Genomic DNA, 19,722 nt, shown 5'->3' with positions numbered 1-19,722 from the left:
GTTTCGCGGCAATTAACTAGCGACGGTACACGTCAGCCCCCGTACACCGAGGGCCGCAAGCGCCCGATGTACGGCAGGTCGCGGTACCGCTCGGCGTAGTCCAGGCCGTAGCCGACGACGAACTCGTTCGCGATGTCGAAGCCCACATATTTGACCGGAACCTCGACCTTCACGGCGTCCGGTTTGCGCAGCAAGGTGACGATCTCGATGGACGCCGGGTGGCGCGCGGCGAGGTTCTTGAGCAACCACGAGAGGGTCAGTCCGGAGTCGATGATGTCCTCGACGATCAGCACGTGCTGGCCGGCGATGTCGCGGTCCAGGTCCTTGAGGATGCGCACCACTCCGGACGACGTGGTGGCGCTGCCGTAGGAGCTGACCGCCATGAACTCCATCGTCGACGGGCGCTCCAGCTGGCGCGCCAGGTCGGACATGAACATGACGGCGCCCTTGAGCACACCGACCAGCAACGGTTCGCGGTCTGCGTACTCGGCGTCGATCTCCTTGGCCAGCTCGGTGATCTTGCCGTTGATCTGCTCGGCCGTGATCACGACCTCGTCGATGTCGGCGTCGAGTTCGGACACGGCGATCACTCCTGGTCAAAGACGCTCGGGGACACCACCAGTTTCCCAGACGCGCGGATCACCCGGACGCCGCCCGGCAGGTCGACCGGCCCCTGGCCGTGCCAGTCGGTGATCAGCGCGTCCAGCGCGGCGGTGCGCTCGGCACTCAGCGGGCCGGCGCCGTTCGAGCGGGCCCAGGCACGCAGCAGCCTGGTGCGGATCGCGCGGGGCGTGCCGGCCAGCTCGCCCGCGTCCAGGCTCTGGCATGCGATCGTGGGGTCCGGGCACCGCTGAGGCATGCCGAAGCCGTCGGCGAGGGCGTCGACGGCGTCCAGGTCGTCCTGCAGCAGCGCCGCGGTGCGGGCGAGCGCCTCGGCGACGCCGCCGCGCAACACCTCCTCGAGCAGTGGCAGCACCTCGGTGCGCAGCCGCACCCGCTGATAGGCCGGGTCGGCGTTGTGCGGGTCCGTCCAGGACTCCAGCCCCAGCGCGGCGCAGGCCGCGGCGGTCGTGCTGCGCCGCACCCCGAGCAACGGCCGGCTCCATCGCCCCTGCCGCGCCCGCATGCCCGCGATCGAACGCGGGCCCGAGCCGCGACCCAGCCCGAGGAGCACCGTCTCGGCCTGGTCGTCCAGCGTGTGCCCCAGCAGCACCTGTGCGTCGAGCGCCGCGGCGACCGCGTCGAGCGCGGCGTACCGCGCGGTGCGCGCCGCCGCCTCCGGCCCGCCCGCCGTCCCGACGGCTACCGGGACGATCTCGACCGGGTCCAGCCCGAGTTCGGCGCCGACCGCCGCGACCCGCTGCGCCTGCGTGGCCGAGCCCGGCTGCAGCCCGTGATCGACCGTGACGAGCCCGGCCGCGATGCCGAGCCGCGGCGCCACGAACGCCGTCGCCGCGGCGAGCGCGAGCGAGTCGGCGCCGCCGGAACAGGCGACCAGGGCGCGCCCCTGGCCGAGCCGCCGCAGGTGCTCGCGCACGGCGCGGCGGACCTCGGCGACCGCCGGGTGCGGGGCCATCGGCCTCAGCCCCGGATCAGGCGTGGACGCGCGCGATCCACTGCACCGGGTTCGCGATCTCGGCCTTGCTCGGCAGCGTCTGGCGAGACGCCCAGACCGCGTTGAAGTCCGCCAGCCCGACCCGGTCGATCACGGTGCGCACGAACGTCGCGCCGTCGACGTACTGCCGGGTCTTGGCGTCCATGCCGAGCAGCCGGCGCAGCAACCGGTCAAGCGGGTTCGCGCCGCGCCGCCGGCGCACCGCGAACCGCTGCTCGATCTGCGGCTGGCTCGGGATGACCGCCGGGTCGACGGCGTTCATCACGTACTCGGCGTGCCCCTCGACGAGCGACATGAACGCGCCGACGCGATCGAGGATCTCGCGCTGCTGCGGCGTGGCGAGCGCGGCCATCAGCCCCGCGCCGTCGTCCCTGCCGCGGATCACCTTGACCAGCTCGCTCGCCGCGCCGGCGAGCCGCTGGCGGAGCGCGGCCGGATCGGTGTCCATCGACTCGGTGAGCGCGCTGACCTCGTCCAGCATGTGCCGGCGCAGCCAGGGGACCGCGGTGAACTGGACCCGGTGGGTCACCTCGTGCAGGCAGACCCAGAGCCGGAAGTCGGACGGGTCGACCTTGAGCTGGCGTTCGACCGCGACCAGGTTGGGCGCCACGAGCAGCAACTGCCCGCCCGGGCGGTCGAAGAACTCGAACTGGCCGAGGACCTTCCCGGACAGGAAGCCGAGGACCGCGCCGGCCTGGGCGCCGGTGACCCGGCCGCCGATCCGCTCGCCCACCCGGCCGACCGGATTGTCAGCGGCGAGCTTGTCGATCAGCGGGGTGAGCACGGCACGCATCCCGCCGGCGTTCACGTCGATCCAGGCGTGCCGGTCGACCACCCGGGTCGCGGCGGTGACCGGCGGCTCGTGCAGCCCGGTGAGCTCGGCGACGTGGTCGGCAGCGCGCGAGGCGCAGCGGTACAGCTCGCCCACCGCGTCCTCGGCGATGTCCCGGCTGACGGCCGGCGGGGCTGGACTGAGCCGTCTGGCCACTCGGGCCGCGACGTCCCAGTCGATGAGACCGCTCATGCCCGCACAGTACCTACCGCGGGCATGAGCGGCCCTTATCGCGCCCCCCGACGCGAGCCCAGCGCGCCGCTCGACGCGGCGCCCGGTGGCCACGGGCCGGGCCCGTGCTCCCCCAAGCGGGGACCGTCCCGTGGCGATACCTTCCGAGGAAGATACTAACGCGGAACTCATCTGCCGCCAAGGGGGAGTTTTCGCCGGCCCGCTCAGGAACAGCCGCACCGCGCCAGCGCGGCCGCGATGGCGTCCAGCGCGGCGTCGGCGGCGTCGGTCGCCGCAGCGCCGGGGGCGACGCGGTCGGCGATCAGCGCGAACGCGAGCAGCCGCCCGTCCCGGGTGTGCACGACGCCGGCGAGCGAGGACACGCCGGTCAGCGTGCCGGTCTTGGCGCGCACCGCCCCCGCGCCGGCGGCGACCGCCCGGCCGCCGAGGTAGCGGTCGGCCAGCGTCCCCGACCAGGCCGCGACGGGCAGGCCGGCCAGCAGCGCGCGGGGGCCGGCCGGTCCCGTCGCGGCCAGCCGCAGCACCGCGGCCAGCGCGGCCGGGCTGACCCGGTCCGCGGCGGCGAGCCCGCTGCCGTCGCGCAGCCCGGCGCCGACCTGCACGCCGAGGCCGGCGAGCTCGGCGCGAACCGCGGCCGCCGCGCCGGTGAACGAGGCGGGCAGGTGCCGGGCCACCGCGACCTGCCGCGCCAGCACCTCGGCGATCACGTTGTCGGACTGCTGCAACATCTGCTCGACCAGTTCGCGCAGCGGCGCCGAGCGCACCGTGGCCAGGGTGCGGGCACCTGACGGCGCGGCCCCACGCGTCACCGGCAGGTCCGCGTGACCGAGCGCGGCGGCCAGCGCATGGCCGGCGGCCAGATCCGGCGCCGCGCTGCGGATCGCGTCCCCGGGCCGGGCCCGGCCCCCGTCGGCCAGCACCGCGGTGATCGCCGACGCGTAGCTGCTCGGCACGTCCTCGGCGGCCCAGTCCGGCGAGACCGACGGCCCGGCGAACAGCGAGTCGTCGACGACGATGCGGGTGACCGGCACGCCGTGCAGTTGCGCCGCGAGATCGCTGATGCGCGCGGCGCCCGGGTAGTCGGCGGCCTTGCCCGCGGCGGCCGCCGTCAGCGTCGGGTCGCCGCCGCCGACCAGCACGAGCGCGCCGCCGGCGCCCGTGGCGACCGAGGTGGTGAACCGGTGCGTGCCGGGGTAGGCGGCGAGCACGGCCGCCGCGGTCAGCAGCTTCGCCGTCGAGGCGGGCGCCGCGGGAGTGCCCGGCCGGTCGGCGAACAGCGACGTGCCCGAGTCGACGTCGATCACCTGCGCGAGCAGACGCGAGCCCAGCGCCGGGTCGCGGACCGGTGCGGCCAGCGCCCGGGCGACCGCGGCGGCCGCGGGCACCTGCCCGGCGCCCGCGGTCACGACCGGAGCCGGCGCCGCGGTGGCGGCCGACAGCGCGGCGGGCCAGGCGGTCGGGGCTGCGGACGCGCTCGGCGCGGGGTCCCGATGGCTGCGTAGGGCCCGGGTCTCGAAGAACCCCGCGGTTCCGGCGCCGGCCGCCAGCACGATGACGAGCGCCACGAGCGAGGCGGTGCGCACACCCGGACGGCTCATGATGGGCCACACTAATGCTCGGCGCGCCGTGGCCGGCCGAGTCCGGCCGGCGCCGTGCGTGCCCGTCATCGGCGAGAGGAACCTGAGCGAAGTGGAATTCGACGTCCTCATCGAGATCCCCCGCGGCAGCCGCAACAAGTATGAGGTGGACCACGCGACCGGTCGTATGCGCCTGGACCGCACGCTGTTCACGTCCACCCAGTACCCCGCGGACTACGGCTACATCGAGGAGACCCTCGGAGCGGACGGGGACCCGCTGGACTCGCTGGTGATCCTGCACGGCGACCCGCTCTACCCGGGCGTGCTGGTGCGGTGCCGGGCCATCGGCATGTTCCGGATGACGGACGAGAAGGGCGGCGACGACAAGATCCTTGCCGTCCCGTCGACCGACCCGCGGCTGGAGCACCTGCGCGACATCCATCACGTGCCCGAGTTCGACCGGCTGGAGATCCAGCACTTCTTCGAGGTCTACAAGGACCTCGAGCCGGGCAAGAGCGTCGAGGGCGCGGCCTGGGTCGGGCGCACCGAGGCCGAGGCCGAGATCGTCGCGTCGCGCCAGCGGCTGATCGACAACCCGGGCGTCATCGCGCACTGAGAAGGCGCCGAGTGGCGACCTGGACCGCCCAGTGGCGGGCATTTCCTCGCCACTGGGCGCCCTGGGTCGCCACTCGGCGGGGCTGGGCAGCCGGACGCGGCTCGAGTGTCCCTGATCACCGGCGCGGCGAGCGGGATCGGCCGCGCGACCGCGGCGCTCGCCGGCTGGCACGGTGCCGAACTGTTCCTCACCGACGTCGCCTCCGGCGCACTGGCTCGGGCGGCGAACGAACTCCGGCGGGCCGGGTGCGCGGTGCGGCTGGCCGAGCCCGCCGACATCAGCGACCTGGAACAGGTACGAGCACTCGGCGCCTCGGTACACGCGCAGGTCGACGCGCTCGACGTGGTCATGAACATCGCCGGCGTGTCCGCGTGGGGCACGGTCGAGAACCTGGAGCACGCGCACTGGCAGGCGATGGTGGACGTCAACCTGATGGGACCGATCCAGGTGATCGAGGCGTTCGTGCCGCCGATGATCGCGGCCGGCCGGGGCGGTCACCTGGTGAACGTGGCGTCCGCCGCGGCGCTCGTCGCCCTGCCGTGGCACGCGGCCTGCAGCGCGAGCAAGTTCGGCGCGGCAGGATCTGGACGACGCGTCGTGGCAGGCGATGCGGACGCACCTCGACGGGCAACAGGCGATCGAGTTCGTGCTCCTGGTCGGGCACTACGAGCTGCTGGCCACGTTCATCGCCACCTTGCGGATCCGGACCGACCGCGCCCGCTGACGCGCAGCCGTGCACACCGCACCGCCCCGATGCGGCGGGTTCACTCCTCGACCGGGACGACGGACAGCGGCCGGTAGCTGAGGTACTGGTTCGGTCGCGGGTTCGCGCAGGTGAGCCCGGTCGCGGCGACCGTGTCCACCCGCACCGACACGTCCAGCAGGCCGTGCGGCCCGGCAATGCGCACCACCGACACCCCGCCGTTCACCGGGGACGTCGAGCGCACCTGCAGGTCGGTACGCCGGCGCAGCGCGAGGTGCTCGTAGGCGAAGGCGAGCGCTGCCTGCGCGGCCGACGGCAGCCCGACACGGCCGCGCAGCAGCGCACCGACCACTTCGTCCGCCTCGGCCGCCGCGACGAACTCGGCCGCCGCGAAGGGCAGCACCCGGCCGTACAGCAGGCCGGCAGGCAGCACCAGGACGTTGGCGGCGAACCGGTCCCCGCCCAGGTGGCTGCACTCGAACACCCGCCCCGGCCGCACGCTCTCGATCGCCGCGGCGACCGGCCGGCCGCGCAGCGCGCAACAGGTGTCGTGCTTGCTGTGCGCGCACACCAGGTACAACGGCGCCTCGTCGGCAATGCCGGTCGAGCCGTCCAGCGGCAGCTCCAGCAGGTCAGCGTCCCGGTCGAAGCTGCCCCAGCGCAACGACTCGCGACCGATCCTGGTGTCGACCAGCGCCCACCGCCGCCGCGCACCGCGCGCCGTGCGTCCGGGGCCGCGGATCGCCTGCACGCGGATCCCCGCGGCCGACGCGCGCCGCTCCAGTGCCAGCGCGGTGTCCCCGTCGAAGTGCGAGGTGCGCAGCCCGTCGCGCCCCCAGGGTCCGGGCTGCTCGATGAGCAGCAGCCGCGCCGCCGGGAACGCGGTGCCCAGCATGGTGTCCCCGCGCAGCTGCGCACGAAGCGCGCAGCGGGCGAGCGACTCCCGCGGATGCGGGTGGGACTGGTGCGGCGCCTGCGGTTCGGTCACCGCAGCACCTTCTCACGCGGGACGGCGTCCCTGGCTCACACCGGCGTCCCTGGCTCACACCGGCGTCCCTGGCTCACACCGGGACGATGACCCCGGCACGCAGCAGTTGCCGCGCGAGCGCCAACTGTCCCTCCGCATCGAGCCCGGGCAGGTCGGCGGGGACGAACGGCGCCCCGGCGAGCAGCGTCTTCACCGCGCGATCGTCGGTGGCGGCCAGCTCGATCGTCCGGTCGAGCAGCCGCAGCGCCAGCTCGTCGGCACCCGCGACCAGCTGGACGCGGACCCCGGTGCGCAATCGCAGCGAGGTCGTTGCGGTGAGCGTTTCCACGGCTGCGAGCTGGGCGAGCGGGCCGAGCGGCTCCGGACGGGTCTGGCGCATGAGCAAGCGGCCGATCCCCGCGGCGAGCTCGCCCGCATCGGCGCGATCGAGGTACGCGTGCAGGGCCGCGACGGTGTCGGCGAGGTGCGGCGCGAGCACCGCCGGGTCGGCGAGGTCGCTCGCGATCGGGAGCGACGCGCGCAGCGCCGGATCGTGCTGCGCGCCCTCGAGCAACTGGCGAACGAGGTGATAGCGCGTGACCGGGTGGATGCCCACCGTCAGATGGATCGACGTCTGCCCGGTCGCCGCGGCCGCATGCACCGTGCCGCGCGGCAGGTACAGGGCGTCGCCGGGCGCGAGCACGGTGTCGATCAGCGGCGGCTCGGCGGCGCGCGCGGCGACGGCCGGCCGCCGCTTCTCCCACGGCTGGTCGGCCAGCGGGTCGACGATCACCGGTTCGTGGATGACCCAGCGCTTGCCGCCGGACACCTGCAGCACGAAGACGTCGTGCACGTCATAGTGCGGCGCGAACCCGGTGTTCTGCGGCGGGGTGATGTAGGCGTTGATCTGCACGGGGTGGCCCAGCTCGGCAGCCAGCCGCGTGCCGAAGTCGACCAGCGGCGGCCAGGTGCGGTGCAGCGCCTGCAGCACGAGCGTCGCGCCGTCGTCGATCGCGGCGAGCACCCGGTCGTCGGCGGCCTGATCGCCGATCGCGGCACCGGCGCCGCCGCCGCGGGTGAACGCCGACCCGGGCAGCACCGTGCCGTCCTTCGCCATGCGCAGGAACGGCGTACGCAACCCGCGTGCCGACACCAGTTCGTCGACGGCCGCCGCGTCGAGCAGGTCGGTGAACGGACCGCTCAGCTCCGCCGCCCGCGTGAGCAGCGGGTTTCGCCCCCAGTGCTCGGCGGCGAAGACGGCCGGAGCGCAGGCGATGCAGCGCCGCAGCGCCGCACCGCCCGCGGCCACAGCTGAGCTCACGGGTTACGCGTTCGAGTCCGATCCGCCGTCGGCGCCGCCGTCCGCGCCGCTGTCCCCACTGTCGGCGCCACTATCGGCGCCACTGTCGGCACCGCCGTCGGCGCCGCCGTCCGCGCCGCTGTCCCCGCTGTCGGCGCCACTGTCGGCGCCGCCGTCCGCGCCGCTGTCCCCGCTGTCGGCGCCACCGCCGTCGGCGCCGCTGTCGGCCGCGCCGTCCGCACCGCCGTCGCCCGTGATCGTCTCGTCGTCCGTGCTCATCGTTGCTCCCTCGAGATCGCCTTCGCGCGTCCGGTCGGCCGCACCTCTCACGCTAGTGAGATGTCCGATGCGCGCAACACCCGTCAGCCACGTTCGGCCAGGTGTAGCGCGACGACGCCGAAGGTGAGGTTCCGGTACCGGACGTCGGTCCAGCCCGCAGCCGCGATCGTGCGCGCCAGTTCGGCCTGCCCGGGCCAGGCCCGGATCGACTCGGCCAGGTACACGTAGGCGTCGGGATTGGACGCGACCTTGCGGGCGATCCACGGCAGCAGGCGCATCAGGTAGTTCAGGTACACCACACGCAGCGGGCGCCACACCGGCCGGCTGAACTCGCACACCACCAGCCGCCCGCCGGGGCGTACGACACGCGCCATCTCCAGCAGCGCGGAGCCGACGTCGACGATGTTGCGCAGCCCGAAGCTGATCGTCGCCGCATCGAAGGCGCCGTCGGCGAACGGCAACCGCGTGGCGTCACCGGCCACGAACTGCACGTGACGCCGCTGCTTGTGGACGCGGCCGGCGCGCAGCATACCGAGGGAGAAGTCACAGGCGACGGCGTCTGCTCCTGAGCGCTGCAGTTCGGCCGTCGACACGCCGGTTCCCGCGGCCAGGTCGAGCACCCGCTGCCCCGGCTGCAGTTCCAGGCATTGCCGGGTGCGCTTGCGCCACCGGCGATCCAGCCCCAGCGAGAGGACCGTGTTGGCCAGGTCATAGCGGCACGCGACACCGTCGAACATGGCCGCGACCTCGTGCGGGTCCTTGTCCAGGGTGGCTCTGCTCAACTCGTCGCTCCGTAACCGTGTCCTCTGTGGGCCATTGTGCCGGACCCGGAACGCGCCGGGTGCGCCAATGCGTTCGCGGCACCGAAGCAGGCGACCAGGACGGGCGGACTGGTTCGCGATGCGGCGTCCGCGCCGATCTGCCGAGGTCCGCCCCGGTCGTCGATCCGGAACGTCCCCCGGCCTGCCCGCGGCCAGCGTTGCTCGCTGCAGTCGCCCGCTTCCCCCACCCGGCGACGAAACCGCACCCGCTTCCCCCACCGGATTACGAAATCCGGGGCCGGATTCTGGTAACTGGAGGGGGGAAGCGGGACGCCCGCAAGGCTAGGCCGGTGCCGCGCCCGCCCGGGTGTCCGGCGCGACCACGGTCGCCGGTTCCGCCAGCCGGATCGCGCCCGCGACCACCGCGACCAGGCACAGCGAGTAGCCGAGCAGGTGCCACGGCCCGATCGGGATGTGCTCGCGCAGCAGCACGGCGCCGAGCAGCACCGCCGTCAGCGGGTCCGCGGACAGGTTCGCCGGCAGCGTCGCCGACAGCGCACCGACCTGGAAGGAGACCTGGGTCAGCGTGATACCCCCGATGCCGAGCAGCGCGATGCCGATGAGCAGGACGAGCCCGCGTGGCGTGGCCACCAGGCCGTGCCAGCCGGCGTCCGAGACCCGGGCCGACGAGGCGTCGACCAGCACGCCGAGCGTGCCGAAGTACATCCCCGCGATCGCGCCGTAGACCGCGCCACGGATCATCGCCCGCTTCCCCAGCACCGACATGCAGCAGGCCAGGCCGAAGAGCAGCACGAGGGCGACGAAGAAGCCCACCCGTTCCGGGCGGGGCACGTGACCTTCGCCCGGCGTCCCGATCAGCATCAGGAACACCGCGAGGCCACCCACCACGCCGGCGCTGCCGAGGTAGTCGCCCGGACGCGGCCGGGGGCCACCCATCAGGAAGGTGACGATCAGCGACACCGGCAGCATGAGCACGACGAGAGGCTGGACCAGCACCACCGGTCCCGCCGTCAGCGCGCCGATCTGCAGCAGGAAGCCGATCAAGTCGCCGCCCACCGCCATCAGCCAGCGCGGGTTGCGCATCGCGCGCAGCAGCCCGCGCGCATCCTCCTCGCCGACGTGCATGGCCCCGTGCTGCACCACGATGGACGTGCCGTACACCACCGCCGACGCGACCCCGAGACCGATGGCGAGCGGGATGGACGACACGAACGCGAGCGTAACCGCCGGAGGCGCTCAGCCCGCGGCAGCCACCGGCACCAGGTTGAGCGCCGTCGAGCTGACGTGCGAGTGAACGCGATCGTCGACCGGGTCCTCGGCCGGGTCGCGGTGCACCGCGAGGTGCCGGTACAGCGTGTCGCGCTGGGCCGGGATCCGGCCGGCGCCGCGGATCAGCTCGATCAGCTCGGTGCGGTTGGACCGATGCCGGGCGCCCGCCGAGGACACCACGTTCTCCTCCAGCATCACCGAACCGAGATCGTCCGCGCCGTAGTGCAGGGTCAGCTGGCCGATGTCCTTGCCCGTCGTCAGCCACGAACCCTGCAGGTGGTTGACGTTGTCGAAGAACAGCCGGGCCACGGCCACCATGCGCAGGTACTCCAGGCTGGTCGCCTGGGTGCGCCCCTTGAGGTGGTTGTTCTCCGGCTGGTACGTCCACGGGATGAACGAGCGGAACCCGCCGGTGCGGTCCTGCACGTCGCGGATCATCCGCAGGTGCTCGATGCGCTCGGCGTTCGTCTCGCCGGTGCCCATCATGAACGTCGCGGTCGACTCGACGCCGAGGCCGTGCGCGGTCGCCATGACGTCCAGCCAGACCTCGCCCTTCTCCTTCAGCGGCGCGATCGCGGTACGCGGCCGCTCGACGAGGATCTCCGCGCCGGCGCCGGCGAACGAGTCCAGCCCGGCCGCGTGCAGCCGCGCGATCACCGTGGCGTGGTCCAGGTTCGAGGTGCGGCCGATGTGCACGACCTCGGACGCGCCCAGGCTGTGCAGCGTCAACTGCGGGTAGGACGCCTTGATCGCCGCGAAGATCCGCTCGTACCACTCGATGCCGAGTTCGGGCGAGTGCCCGCCCTGCAACATGATCTGGGTGGCGCCCAGCTCGACCGCCTCGCCGCAGCGCCGCAGGATCTCCTCGTCGCTGTGCGTCCAACCCTCCTTGTGACCGGGCGCACGGTAGAAGGCGCAGAACTTGCACGCGGTCACGCACACGTTGGTGTAGTTGATGTTGCGGTCGATGATGTAGGTCGCGATGTTGTCCGGGTAGCGGCGCCGCCGGACGACGTCGGCGGCCTGCCCGAGCGCGTGCAGCGGCGCGTCGGTATACAGCAGCAGCGCCTCGTCCGGGGTGATGCGCCCGCCCTCGGCGGCGTCGTCCAGCAGTCGGCCCATCGCGCGCGTCATACCGGACAGGCTAGTTGGTCGCCCTGCGCACTCGAGCGCGCGCACCTACGCTGAGGGCATGGGCCTGCCGTCACCTGCACCGGACCGGGTCGCCGTCGTCACCGGCGCGTCGTCCGGGATCGGTGCGGCCATCGCCCGCGAGCTCGCCGGTCGCGGCCACGGTGTCGCGCTGGTGGCCAGGTCGGCGGACAAGCTGGCCGCGTTGGCGACCGAGCTGGTCGGGACCGGCGTGCGGGCCGAGGCGCTGCCGGCCGACCTCACGTCACCGGCGGAGCGCGCCGCGCTGCCCGGGCGGATCGCCGCGCTAGGCCTGGAACCGGTCGCGCTGGTGAACAACGCCGGCTTCTCCACGGTGGGACCGGTGCACGCCGCGGACGTGGATCGGGAGCTCGCGCTGATCGAGCTGGACGTCGCCGCAGTGGCCGACCTGTGCACCCGGTTCCTGCCCGGCATGCTCGAGCGCGGCCGCGGCGCACTGCTCAACGTCGCGTCCACCGCGGCGTTCCAGCCGCTGCCGGGTCAAGCCGCCTACAGCGCCGCGAAGGCGTTCGTGCTGGTGTACACGCAGAGCATCGCCGGGGAGTTGCGCGGCAGCGGCGTCACGGCGACCGCACTGTGCCCGGGCCCGGTGCGCACCGGGTTCGGCGCCGCGGCCGGCTTCGAGCCGGGTGAGGCGGAGTCGTCGCTGCCGGGCTTCCTCTGGGTGGACGTGCGCGAGGTGGCGCGCACCGCGGTCGACGCCATGGACAAGGGCCGGCTGGTGGCCATTCCCGGCCTGGCCAACCGCGCCACATCGGTGCTTGCCCAGCTCACGCCTCGTTCGCTGCTGCTGCCGGTGGTCGCGCGCAGCCACCCCGGCCTGCGCTGAGCGGGCGCTGACGCGGCGGTCACCGGGACGTCACGGTCGGCGGCGACCTCGGCGCAGAGTTCGGCTCAGAGTTCGGCTCAGAGTTCGGCTCAGAGTTCGGCTCAGAGTTCGGCTCAGAGCTCGGCTCAGAGCTCGGCTCAGAGCTCGGCGAAGCGCGGTACCACCGGCGCGTCGATCGCGCCGGCGAGGGCGGCCCGCCGGGCGAACTCGACCAGCCCGTCGACCTGCCGCTCACCCAGGCTGAAGTCGAGCGTGCGGAAGTAGGTGGCGAGCGTCGCGGCGTCGAACGGCTCCCACCGCGCGGCCTGGGCGGCGACCTCGTCGACGTGTGCCAGCGCGTCGTCGCGGCTGCCGAGGAACGCCGAGTGCACGTCCTTCACCAGCCCCGGGTGCGCGGCCGCGTACTCGCGACGTACCGCCCACACCGCGAACACCATCGGCAGCCCGGTCCAGTCGCGCCACACCTGGCCCAGGTCGAACACCTGCAGGCCCAGTCCCGGCGCTTCGTAGGTGGCGCGCAGCGCGGCGTCGCCGATCAGCACAGCGGCGTCGGCCTCCAGCAGCATCGCGGTGAGGTTCGGCGGGCAGACGAAGTAGTCCGGGTGCACCCCATGGACCTGGGCCAGCCACATCCGGGCCAGCAGCACCGAGGTTCGCGACGTGGACCCGAGCGCGACCCGTTTGCCGTCCAGCGTGTCCAGCGGTGCCTGTGCGACCAGGTTCACCGACAGCACCGGGCCGTCCGAACCGACGGCCAGCCCGGGCAGCAGCAACAACTCGTCGGCGTGCCGCAGGTACTCCACCAGCGAGATCGGGCCGATGTCCAGCTCGCCGGCCACGAGCAGCTCGTTGAGCCGGTCCGGGGTGTCCTTGGTCAGCTCGACGTCCAACAGCGCGCCGGTGCGGACCAGGCCCCAGTAGATCGGCAGGCAGTTGAGGAACTGGATGTGCCCGACCCTGGGGCGCGACAACGCTGTCACCGGATCGACCTTACGCGCGGCGCGCATCGGTGGCAGAGTCCGGTCATGGACGCCGCACTCGCCGCCAACCTGATCACCCGCGTCAATGTCGGCGACGCCCTCACCCGGACGGCGGCCCGCATGCCGGACCAGCTCGCGATCGTCGACGGCGAGCGACGCTGGACGTACGCGCAGCTGAACGCCCGCGTCAACGATGTCGCCAATGCCCTTGCCGCGCAAGGGTATTCGCGCGGTAACACGCTGGCGCTGGCGTCGGGAAACAGCTGCGAGTTCATGGTCACCTACTTGGCCTGCGCCAAGCTCGGCGTGGTGTGCGTGCCGATGAACCTGGGCTGGCGGGCCGACGAGATCGCCTACGTGCTGGACCACTCCGAGGCGCGCGGCCTCGTCGTGGAGGCGCAGCTGGTGGCGCTCGTGGTGCCCGCGCTGGAGAAGGTGCCCGCGGTACGCGACGTGATCGTCGCCTACGGAACCGACGGCCGGTACGAGCAGGGCCTGCCGGATCGCGACTGGCGCACCTTCGCGGACCTGCACACAGGGGACACGCGCGAGCCGGAGTTCTTCGTGGACGACCGCGACGCGCTCAGCTACCTGTACACCAGCGGCACCACGTCCTTCCCGAAGGGCGTCGTCGGCAGCCACACCGCGATCTACCTCGAGGCGCTGATGGTCGCGGCGGAGAGCGGCCTGGACAAGGACGAGCGGATCGCCGCGCTGATGCCGCTGTTCCACACCGCTCAGCTGAACGGCTTCGGCACGCCCGCGGTGATGATGGGCGCGACCGTGTACCTGCAGCGCGGCTTCGACCCGGGTGCGCTGCTGGACCTGATCGAGCGCGAGCGCATCACCCGCATCTTCGCGCTGCCGATGATGTACCGCGCGTTGCTGGAGTTCCCGGGCATCGGTGAGCGCGACCTGTCCAGCCTGAAGCGGGCGGCGTACGCGATGGCGCCCATGCCGGACGCCCTACTGCGCGCGTGCCTGGACACGTTCGGCTGCGAGTTCTACCTGGCGTTCGGGCAGACCGAGATGAGCCCGGTGACCACGCTGTTCCGTCCCGAACATCAACTCAGCCATCCCGGCGCGGTCGGCACGCAGGTCGTCAACGTGCAGATCGAGATCATGGGGCCGGACGGCGAGCTGCTGCCACGCGGGCAGGAGGGCGAGATCGTCTATCGCGGACCGCAAGCGCTCAACGGGTACCTGAAGAACCCGCAGGCCACCGCGGAGGCATTCGCCGACGGCTGGTTCCACTCCGGCGACGTCGGCCGGCTCGACCCGGACGGCATGCTGTGGTTCAGCGACCGGTACAAGGACGTGATCAAGTCCGGCGGTGAGAACGTCGCGTCGATCGAGGTCGAGAAGGCGATCTACGCCGCCGACCCGCGGGTCGCCGAGGCGGTGGTGGTCGGCCTGCCGCACCCTCGGTGGACGGAGGCGATCACCGCCGTGGTCACCGCCAAGCCCGGCGAGCGGGTCGACGAGGCGAGCCTGCTGGACGCGGTCAAGGGGCACATCGCGGGGTTCAAGGCTCCCAAGGCGGTGATCGTCGTCGACGAGCTGCCGCGGACCTCGACCGGCAAGGTGCAGAAGAACGTGGTGCGCGAGCAGCACGCCGCCCACTACACGTCGACCACGTAGGGTCAGCCGTGTGCAGGACGATCTCGAGCTGGCCGCCTCGCTCGTGCGCGAGGCGGGCACGCTGGCCGCACGGATGCTGGCCGACGGGCTGACCACGCACCGCAAGACATCCGTCTCGGACGTGGTGTCCGCGGCCGACCACGCGGCCGAACGGCTGGTCGTCGACCGGCTGCGCGCGGCGCGCCCCGGCGACGGCGTCGTCGGCGAGGAGGGTACCGACGAACCCGGCGTCCGAACCTGGTTCATCGACCCGGTGGACGGCACCTACAACTTCCTGTCCGGCCTGCCGACATGGTGCTCGGCCCTGGCCCTCGCCGAGGACACGACGCCGGTGCTGGGCGCGGTCTTTCAGGCGACCTCGGACGAGCTGTGGCTCGGTGGCCGCGACCTGCAGACGTCCTGCAACGGCCGTCCGGTCGACAAGCTGGCCGACCGCCCCGTCGCCGAACTGTCGCTGGCGAGCTACCTGCACCCGACCACGTTGCCCGACGACGGCGCCCGCATCCCGCTGCTGCGCGCGATGCAGGCGGCCGCCACGGTGCGCATGCTCGGCTCCGGGTCGGTCGAGCTGGCCTCGATCGCGGGCGGCCGGCTCGGCGCCTCGGTGCAACTGGACTCGCTGGACTGGGACTGGTTTCCCGGCGCCGCCCTGGTGCACGCCGCCGGCGGCGCGACCGCGGTCTTCGAGGCGCACGGGCACCGCTGGCACATCGCGGGAAACGCGCAGGCCGTCGCCGAACTCGCCGAGCTGGTGCAGGCTGCACTGTGAACGAGCCGGCTGCACTGTGAACGAGGTCGTGAGCGAGCACGAAGCGATCGCGCAGCAACTGCAAGAGGGCGTGCTCACCCCGCTGTCGGCGGTCGCCGCGCGGCTGGACTCGGTGATGGCATTGACGCGGGATGCGCAGGTACAACGGCGCGTCGGTGAGGCGGCGGCCGAGCTGGAGCGGATCGCGGCGACGCTGCGCGGCCAGCTGCGCGAGCTGCAGCGCGGCGCCAGCGCGGGGGTGCGCTCGCGGCTGCGCGAGCTGGTGCTGGACGCCGGGCAGCGGCTCGGCTGCAGCCCGCGCTTCGACGCGGGCGACGAGCTCGACGAGCTGCCCGAGCTGCTGGCCGAGGATCTCGCGGCGGTACTCGGCGAGGCCCTGGCGAACGTGATCAAGCACGCGTACGCGGGCACGCTCGCGGTGACGGTGAGGACCGACGGTGGCGTCCTCACCCTGCGGGTCACCGATGACGGGGTCGGTCCGAACGACGAGCCGACCAGCGGCCGCGGCCTGGCCGACATGCAGGCTCGCGCCGAGGCGCGCGGGGGATCGTTCGGCATCGAGCCGAACGATCCGCTCGGCGCGCGGCTCACCTGGTCGGTTCCGCTCTAGATCGTTTCGCGGCGCCGCGTTCGCGGCTAGGGTGTGCGCGTGCGGGACGGCGGCAGGACGGTCGGGACCTCCCGATCGCTCCGGGGCAACCCCGGGGGCATCACTCGACGCAGACCATCGCGTCGCACGCCGAGCTCTTCACTGCGCGAAGGAACCGGCGCGCACGGCAGAGGTTGGCTGCCGCCGTCCCGCACGCCGGCGCCGCGATGAGTCGCCGCGAGCAGGTCGCCTCGGGCCTGGCGACGGTGCTGCTGGCCGGCGCGTGGCAGCCACCCGCGATGCGCGCCCAGGTGACCGCCGCGCTCGGCCGCCGGACGCCGCCGAAGTGGGTGGTTGCGCTCGTCGACCAGGTGCTCGACGCGTACCGCGACCCGCCGGCCGACCGGCCGCGCGAGCTCGCCGCCTACCTGCAGACCCGGCCCGCCTGGCAGCTGGCGTGGCAGCATCGCCGGCCGCCGCGCGTCGTGCACTGGGAGCCGACGCCGACGGCGATGGGGCGGGCACCGTGGCCGATCACGCCGCTGCCCGACCTGGCCGCGCTGTGCGCGCTGCTCGCTGTGGACGCCGGCGAGCTGGCCTGGTTCGCCGACGTCCGGTCCCTCGAGCGGCGCGTGAGCGAGCCGTTGCGGCACTACCGGTGGCGCACGCTGCCCAAGCGCGACGGGGTGCGGCTGGTCGCGGCACCCAAGCCGCGGTTGAAGGAGATCCAGCGCCGGCTGCTGCACCACGTCCTGGATCCGATCGCGTTGCATCCGGCCGCGCACGGCTGCGTGCGTGCACGCTCGGTGCGCACCGCGGTCGGGCCGCACACCGGGGCCGACGTGGTGGTGCGCATGGACCTGGAGGCGTTCTTCGCCTCGATCACCGCGGCCCGGATCTGGGGCGTGCTGCGCGCCGCGGGCCTACCCGAGGCTGTCGCGCACACCCTGACCGGGCTGCTGACCACGGTCGTCCCCCGGCCGGTGTGGCGGCAGGTCCCGATGCGCGGAATCCCCGATGCGCACTGGCGATTGGGGCAGCGGCTGGCCGCGCCCCACCTGGCACAGGGGGCACCGACGTCACCGGCCGCCGCGAACCTGGTGGCGTTCACGCTCGACCGGCGGCTGGCCGGTCTGGCCGCGCGGTTCGGCGCGCAGTACACCCGGTATGTCGACGACCTGACCTTCAGCGGGGGGCCGTCGCTGCGCGCGGCACGCAGCCGCTTCGTCGCGCTGGTCGCGGAGGTCGTGCGAGCCGAGGGGTTCCGGCCCAACGAGCGCAAGACGGTCGTGCTCGGATCGGCCGGACGGCAGCAGGTGCTCGGCGCGGTCGTCAACGATCACCCGGCGCTGCCGCGTCCCGAGCGTGACGCATTGCGCGCGCTGCTGCACAACTGTGCCGTGCGGGGCTGGCGGACGCAGGCACGCGGGCGCGAGAACTTCCCGGAGTACGTGCTCGGCCGGATCAGCTGGGCCGGCGGCCTGGACCCCGCGTTCGGCGCGCGGCTGCGCGCCGCCTACGACGCCGTCGACTGGACATGAGGAGTCCTGCGAGGTGATCAAGCAGCCGTGTCGTATCGGCGCCGATCGGCTACGGTCCCTTGATGCCGGAGACCTCGCTGCCCGTCGGGCAGCTACTGGTTGTCGTCGCTCATCCCGACGAGTCGTTCGGCTGCGGCTCGACCATCGCGCATGCGGTCGCGGCCGGCAGCCGGGTGAGCGTGTGCTGCGCGACGCTGGGCGAAGCCGGCGAACTCGCACCGGGGTACGACCTCGGCGATCGCACGCTGGCTGAGGTCCGCCACGCCGAGCTACACGCCGCCGCGGCGGCACTCGGTGCCACCTGTCTGCCTCCGCTGGGGCTGCTGGACTCCGGGTTCGACGGACCGATCGCGGCGGGCACGCTGTGCGCCCTGCCGCTACCCGACCTTGCCGCGCGCATCGGCAAGCTCATCGTCGCCACCCGTCCGGATGTCGTGCTCACGATTGCCGACGACGACGGTCACCCCGACCACCTGCATCTTGCGGCGGCGATCCGTGCCGCGACCGCTGCGAGCGGGCTGCCGCTGTACGAGTGGTGTCTGCCGAACCACCTGATGCGGCGCTGGCAGCGCACGCGTCCCAGACCTCGCCCTACGCGGGGTTGCCGGACGAACTGGCCGAGGCATTCCTCACCCGCGAACACCTGATCCGGGTGAGCCCCTGACGTCGCGCGGTCACGACGGTTCGACCAGCTTGGTCTCGTAGGCGAAGATCACCGCCTGGACGCGGTCACGCAGCTCGAGCTTGGCCAGGATCCGGCTGATGTGGCTCTTCACGGTCGCTTCGGACAGCACCAGCGAGGCCGCGATCTCCTGGTTGCTCTGGCCGACCGCGAGCGCCTGCAGCACCTCACGCTCCCGGTCGGTGAGCTGGGCCAGCCGTCGATCTCGTGCGGCCGGCGTGGCGGTCGGCATGCGCCGGGCGAAGGTGTCCAGCAACCGGCGGGTCACCCGCGGCGCCACGACCGCGTCACCGGCGGCCACGGTGCGGATCGCGGCAACCAGTTCGTCCGGCGGCGCGTTCTTGAGAAGGAAGCCGCTGGCGCCGGCGCGCAACCCGGCGAACGCGTACTCGTCCAGGTCGAAGGTGGTGAGGATCAGCACCCGGACGTCCGGGTACTCGCGGGCGATGATCTCGGTTGCCCCGATGCCGTCCAGCTCGGGCATGCGCACGTCCATGACGACCACATCGGGCCGGTGCGCGGCGGCGGCAGCGACGGCCGCGCGTCCGTCGGCCGCCTCGGCGACCACCTCGAAGTCCGCGTGGGCGTCGAGGATCATGCGGAAACCGACGCGCAGCAGCTGTTCGTCGTCGGCCAGGACCACCCGGACCGTCATGCCCGCGCGGCACGTTCGTGAAGCGGCAGCCACACGCTGACCCGCCAGCCACTGCTGGTCGGACCGGCGAACAGCCGGCCGTCGTGCAGGGCGGCCCGCTCGCGCATCCCGATCAGCCCCTGCCCCAACCCCGCCGGGGGCGCCCCGGCGCCGCCGTTGTCGTCGACGACGAGCCGCAGATCCTCCTGCCCGCGCCGGATGGAGATCTGCAACCGGGTCGCGCGCGGTGCGTGCTTGAGGGTGTTGGTGATCCCTTCCTGGACCAGCCGGAAGACGGCCAGCTGCAGGCCGATGGGCAGGCTCTCGGTCGACCCGCTGGTCTGGTACGTGACCTGCAGACCGGTGCTGCGCGCCGTCTCCAGCAGCAGGTCCAGGTCGGCCAGCCCGGGCTCCGGGTGCAGCGCGGGATCGCTGTCCTCCGGGCCGGACCGAAGCAGCGCGAAGGTGTTGCGCATCTCCGCCAGAGCAGCGCGTCCGGTGGCAGCGGCCTGGTTGATCGCCTCGCGGGCACGGGCCGGGTCACGCTCCACGGTCAGCGCGGCACCGTCGGTGAGCGCGATCATCACCGAGAGGTTGTGCGCCACGATGTCGTGCATCTCCCGCGCGATGCGGTTGCGTTCGGCGGACACTGCGATCTCGGTGAGTCGGGCGCGGTCCTGTTCGGCAGCCGGGTCACTGCCACCGCCGCGCCGGCGGCGGCGGGACACGGGACGTCGATGTACCCACGACAT

21 protein-coding genes are annotated in these 19,722 nt (G+C 73.1%); 8 read left to right on the top strand and 13 right to left on the bottom strand.

The genetic code is table 11. The annotated features are described in order from the left end of the window. Positions 1–32 precede the first annotated feature (32 nt). The 4 genes from hpt to dacB all read right to left on the bottom strand — a co-directional run bounded on the left by hpt (position 33) and on the right by dacB (position 4,237). Complete coding sequence (gene hpt, locus M6B22_RS13785) at positions 33–581, bottom strand: hypoxanthine phosphoribosyltransferase (RefSeq protein WP_407935526.1); 549 nt, start codon at positions 579–581, stop codon at positions 33–35. 5 nt (positions 582–586) lie between these two features. Next, positions 587–1,576 (bottom strand): tRNA lysidine(34) synthetase TilS, encoded by a 990-nt coding sequence (gene tilS, locus M6B22_RS13780; RefSeq protein ID WP_269442134.1) that lies wholly within the window; start codon positions 1,574–1,576, stop codon positions 587–589. A gap of 16 nt (positions 1,577–1,592) precedes the next feature. Beyond that, a complete protein-coding gene (locus tag M6B22_RS13775) occupies positions 1,593–2,639 on the bottom strand; it encodes a zinc-dependent metalloprotease (RefSeq protein WP_269442133.1) in 1,047 nt (348 codons plus the stop codon). Between the two features lie 203 nt (positions 2,640–2,842). Beyond that, a complete protein-coding gene (gene dacB, locus M6B22_RS13770) occupies positions 2,843–4,237 on the bottom strand; it encodes a D-alanyl-D-alanine carboxypeptidase/D-alanyl-D-alanine endopeptidase (protein ID WP_269442132.1) in 1,395 nt (464 codons plus the stop codon). 91 nt (positions 4,238–4,328) lie between these two features. Between dacB and M6B22_RS13765 the strand changes: the two genes are divergently transcribed. Then, positions 4,329–4,832 carry an inorganic diphosphatase gene (locus tag M6B22_RS13765; protein ID WP_269442131.1) on the top strand — a complete coding sequence of 168 codons (504 nt, stop codon included), beginning with the start codon at positions 4,329–4,331 and terminating at the stop codon, positions 4,830–4,832. Between the two features lie 105 nt (positions 4,833–4,937). Next, positions 4,938–5,633 carry an SDR family NAD(P)-dependent oxidoreductase gene (locus M6B22_RS13760; RefSeq protein WP_269442130.1) on the top strand — a complete coding sequence of 232 codons (696 nt, stop codon included), beginning with the start codon at positions 4,938–4,940 and terminating at the stop codon, positions 5,631–5,633. Here M6B22_RS13760 and M6B22_RS13755 read toward each other — a convergent pair. The 6 genes from M6B22_RS13755 to mqnC form a co-directional block, all read right to left on the bottom strand. Then, positions 5,597–6,523 carry a sucrase ferredoxin gene (locus M6B22_RS13755; protein WP_269442129.1) on the bottom strand — a complete coding sequence of 309 codons (927 nt, stop codon included), beginning with the start codon at positions 6,521–6,523 and terminating at the stop codon, positions 5,597–5,599. The two genes, M6B22_RS13760 and M6B22_RS13755, sit on opposite strands and share 37 nt — an antisense overlap. 73 nt (positions 6,524–6,596) lie before the next feature. Next, positions 6,597–7,823, bottom strand: coding sequence for a cupin domain-containing protein (locus M6B22_RS13750; RefSeq protein WP_269442128.1), 1,227 nt, complete (start codon positions 7,821–7,823; stop codon positions 6,597–6,599). 3 nt (positions 7,824–7,826) lie between these two features. After that, a complete protein-coding gene (locus M6B22_RS13745; RefSeq protein ID WP_269442127.1) occupies positions 7,827–8,081 on the bottom strand; it encodes a hypothetical protein in 255 nt (84 codons plus the stop codon). 83 nt (positions 8,082–8,164) lie between these two features. Beyond that, positions 8,165–8,863: a demethylmenaquinone methyltransferase gene (locus M6B22_RS13740; protein ID WP_269442126.1), complete on the bottom strand. Its 699-nt coding sequence runs from the start codon at positions 8,861–8,863 to the stop codon at positions 8,165–8,167. Positions 8,864–9,184: 321 nt separating this feature from the next. After that, a complete protein-coding gene (locus M6B22_RS13735) occupies positions 9,185–10,072 on the bottom strand; it encodes a DMT family transporter (RefSeq protein ID WP_269442125.1) in 888 nt (295 codons plus the stop codon). 27 nt (positions 10,073–10,099) lie between these two features. Further along, positions 10,100–11,266 carry a cyclic dehypoxanthinyl futalosine synthase gene (gene mqnC / locus M6B22_RS13730; protein WP_269442124.1) on the bottom strand — a complete coding sequence of 389 codons (1,167 nt, stop codon included), beginning with the start codon at positions 11,264–11,266 and terminating at the stop codon, positions 10,100–10,102. 58 nt (positions 11,267–11,324) lie between these two features. Between mqnC and M6B22_RS13725 the strand changes: the two genes are divergently transcribed. Further along, the gene (locus M6B22_RS13725) at positions 11,325–12,134 is read left to right on the top strand and encodes an SDR family NAD(P)-dependent oxidoreductase (RefSeq protein WP_269442123.1); all 810 of its coding nucleotides are present in this window, start codon (positions 11,325–11,327) and stop codon (positions 12,132–12,134) included. Positions 12,135–12,271: 137 nt separating this feature from the next. On the opposite strand, the gene M6B22_RS13720 is transcribed toward M6B22_RS13725, so the two are convergent. Then, entirely contained in the window at positions 12,272–13,141 is an 870-nt protein-coding gene (locus M6B22_RS13720) for a menaquinone biosynthetic enzyme MqnA/MqnD family protein (RefSeq protein WP_407935525.1), read from the bottom strand. An 18-nt stretch (positions 13,142–13,159) separates the two neighbouring features. Here M6B22_RS13720 and M6B22_RS13715 point away from each other — a divergent pair, with 18 nt between their 5' ends. From M6B22_RS13715 to M6B22_RS13695, 5 genes are all read left to right on the top strand, one after another. Continuing rightward, on the top strand, positions 13,160–14,755 hold the full coding sequence (locus tag M6B22_RS13715) for a long-chain-fatty-acid--CoA ligase (protein WP_269442121.1): 1,596 nt from the start codon (positions 13,160–13,162) through the stop codon (positions 14,753–14,755). Between the two features lie 10 nt (positions 14,756–14,765). Next, positions 14,766–15,524, top strand: a complete 759-nt coding sequence (locus tag M6B22_RS13710; protein WP_269442120.1) for an inositol monophosphatase family protein — start codon at positions 14,766–14,768, stop codon at positions 15,522–15,524. 28 nt (positions 15,525–15,552) lie between these two features. Then, positions 15,553–16,134 carry a sensor histidine kinase gene (locus M6B22_RS13705; protein WP_269442119.1) on the top strand — a complete coding sequence of 194 codons (582 nt, stop codon included), beginning with the start codon at positions 15,553–15,555 and terminating at the stop codon, positions 16,132–16,134. Between the two features lie 206 nt (positions 16,135–16,340). Further along, positions 16,341–17,654, top strand: a complete 1,314-nt coding sequence (locus M6B22_RS13700) for a reverse transcriptase family protein (RefSeq protein ID WP_269442118.1) — start codon at positions 16,341–16,343, stop codon at positions 17,652–17,654. Positions 17,655–17,716: 62 nt separating this feature from the next. Further along, positions 17,717–18,301, top strand: coding sequence for a PIG-L deacetylase family protein (locus tag M6B22_RS13695; protein ID WP_269442117.1), 585 nt, complete (start codon positions 17,717–17,719; stop codon positions 18,299–18,301). Between the two features lie 27 nt (positions 18,302–18,328). On the opposite strand, the gene M6B22_RS13690 is transcribed toward M6B22_RS13695, so the two are convergent. Together M6B22_RS13690 and M6B22_RS13685 are read right to left on the bottom strand one after the other, a co-directional pair. Then, a complete protein-coding gene (locus M6B22_RS13690) occupies positions 18,329–18,991 on the bottom strand; it encodes a response regulator transcription factor (protein WP_269442116.1) in 663 nt (220 codons plus the stop codon). After that, a complete protein-coding gene (locus M6B22_RS13685) occupies positions 18,988–19,722 on the bottom strand; it encodes a sensor histidine kinase (RefSeq protein ID WP_269442115.1) in 735 nt (244 codons plus the stop codon). The genes M6B22_RS13690 and M6B22_RS13685 overlap by 4 nt, the downstream gene beginning before the upstream one ends.

The sequence above is a fragment of the Jatrophihabitans cynanchi genome (genome assembly GCF_027247405.1).
Classification (GTDB): Bacteria; Actinomycetota; Actinomycetes; order Mycobacteriales; family Jatrophihabitantaceae; genus Jatrophihabitans_B; species Jatrophihabitans_B cynanchi.
Note: the sequence above shows the minus strand (reverse complement) of the source record. Positions and strands in the feature narration are given on the sequence as shown.

Excerpts from the sequence above, each read along its gene's own strand:
- tilS (WP_269442134.1), bottom strand. The coding sequence starts at position 1,576 with ATGGCCCCGCACCCGGCGGTCGCCGAGGTCCGCCGCGCCGTGCGCGAG.
- M6B22_RS13775 (WP_269442133.1), bottom strand. The coding sequence starts at position 2,639 with ATGAGCGGTCTCATCGACTGGGACGTCGCGGCCCGAGTGGCCAGACGG.
- dacB (WP_269442132.1), bottom strand. The coding sequence starts at position 4,237 with ATGAGCCGTCCGGGTGTGCGCACCGCCTCGCTCGTGGCGCTCGTCATC.
- M6B22_RS13745 (WP_269442127.1), bottom strand. The coding sequence starts at position 8,081 with ATGAGCACGGACGACGAGACGATCACGGGCGACGGCGGTGCGGACGGC.
- mqnC (WP_269442124.1), bottom strand. The coding sequence starts at position 11,266 with ATGACGCGCGCGATGGGCCGACTGCTGGACGACGCCGCCGAGGGCGGG.
- M6B22_RS13725 (WP_269442123.1), top strand. The coding sequence starts at position 11,325 with ATGGGCCTGCCGTCACCTGCACCGGACCGGGTCGCCGTCGTCACCGGC.
- M6B22_RS13720 (WP_407935525.1), bottom strand. The coding sequence starts at position 13,141 with ATGCGCGCCGCGCGTAAGGTCGATCCGGTGACAGCGTTGTCGCGCCCC.
- M6B22_RS13715 (WP_269442121.1), top strand. The coding sequence starts at position 13,160 with ATGGACGCCGCACTCGCCGCCAACCTGATCACCCGCGTCAATGTCGGC.
- M6B22_RS13700 (WP_269442118.1), top strand. The coding sequence starts at position 16,341 with ATGAGTCGCCGCGAGCAGGTCGCCTCGGGCCTGGCGACGGTGCTGCTG.
- M6B22_RS13695 (WP_269442117.1), top strand. The coding sequence starts at position 17,717 with ATGCCGGAGACCTCGCTGCCCGTCGGGCAGCTACTGGTTGTCGTCGCT.
- M6B22_RS13690 (WP_269442116.1), bottom strand. The coding sequence starts at position 18,991 with ATGACGGTCCGGGTGGTCCTGGCCGACGACGAACAGCTGCTGCGCGTC.
- M6B22_RS13685 (WP_269442115.1), bottom strand. The coding sequence starts at position 19,722 with ATGTCGTGGGTACATCGACGTCCCGTGTCCCGCCGCCGCCGGCGCGGC.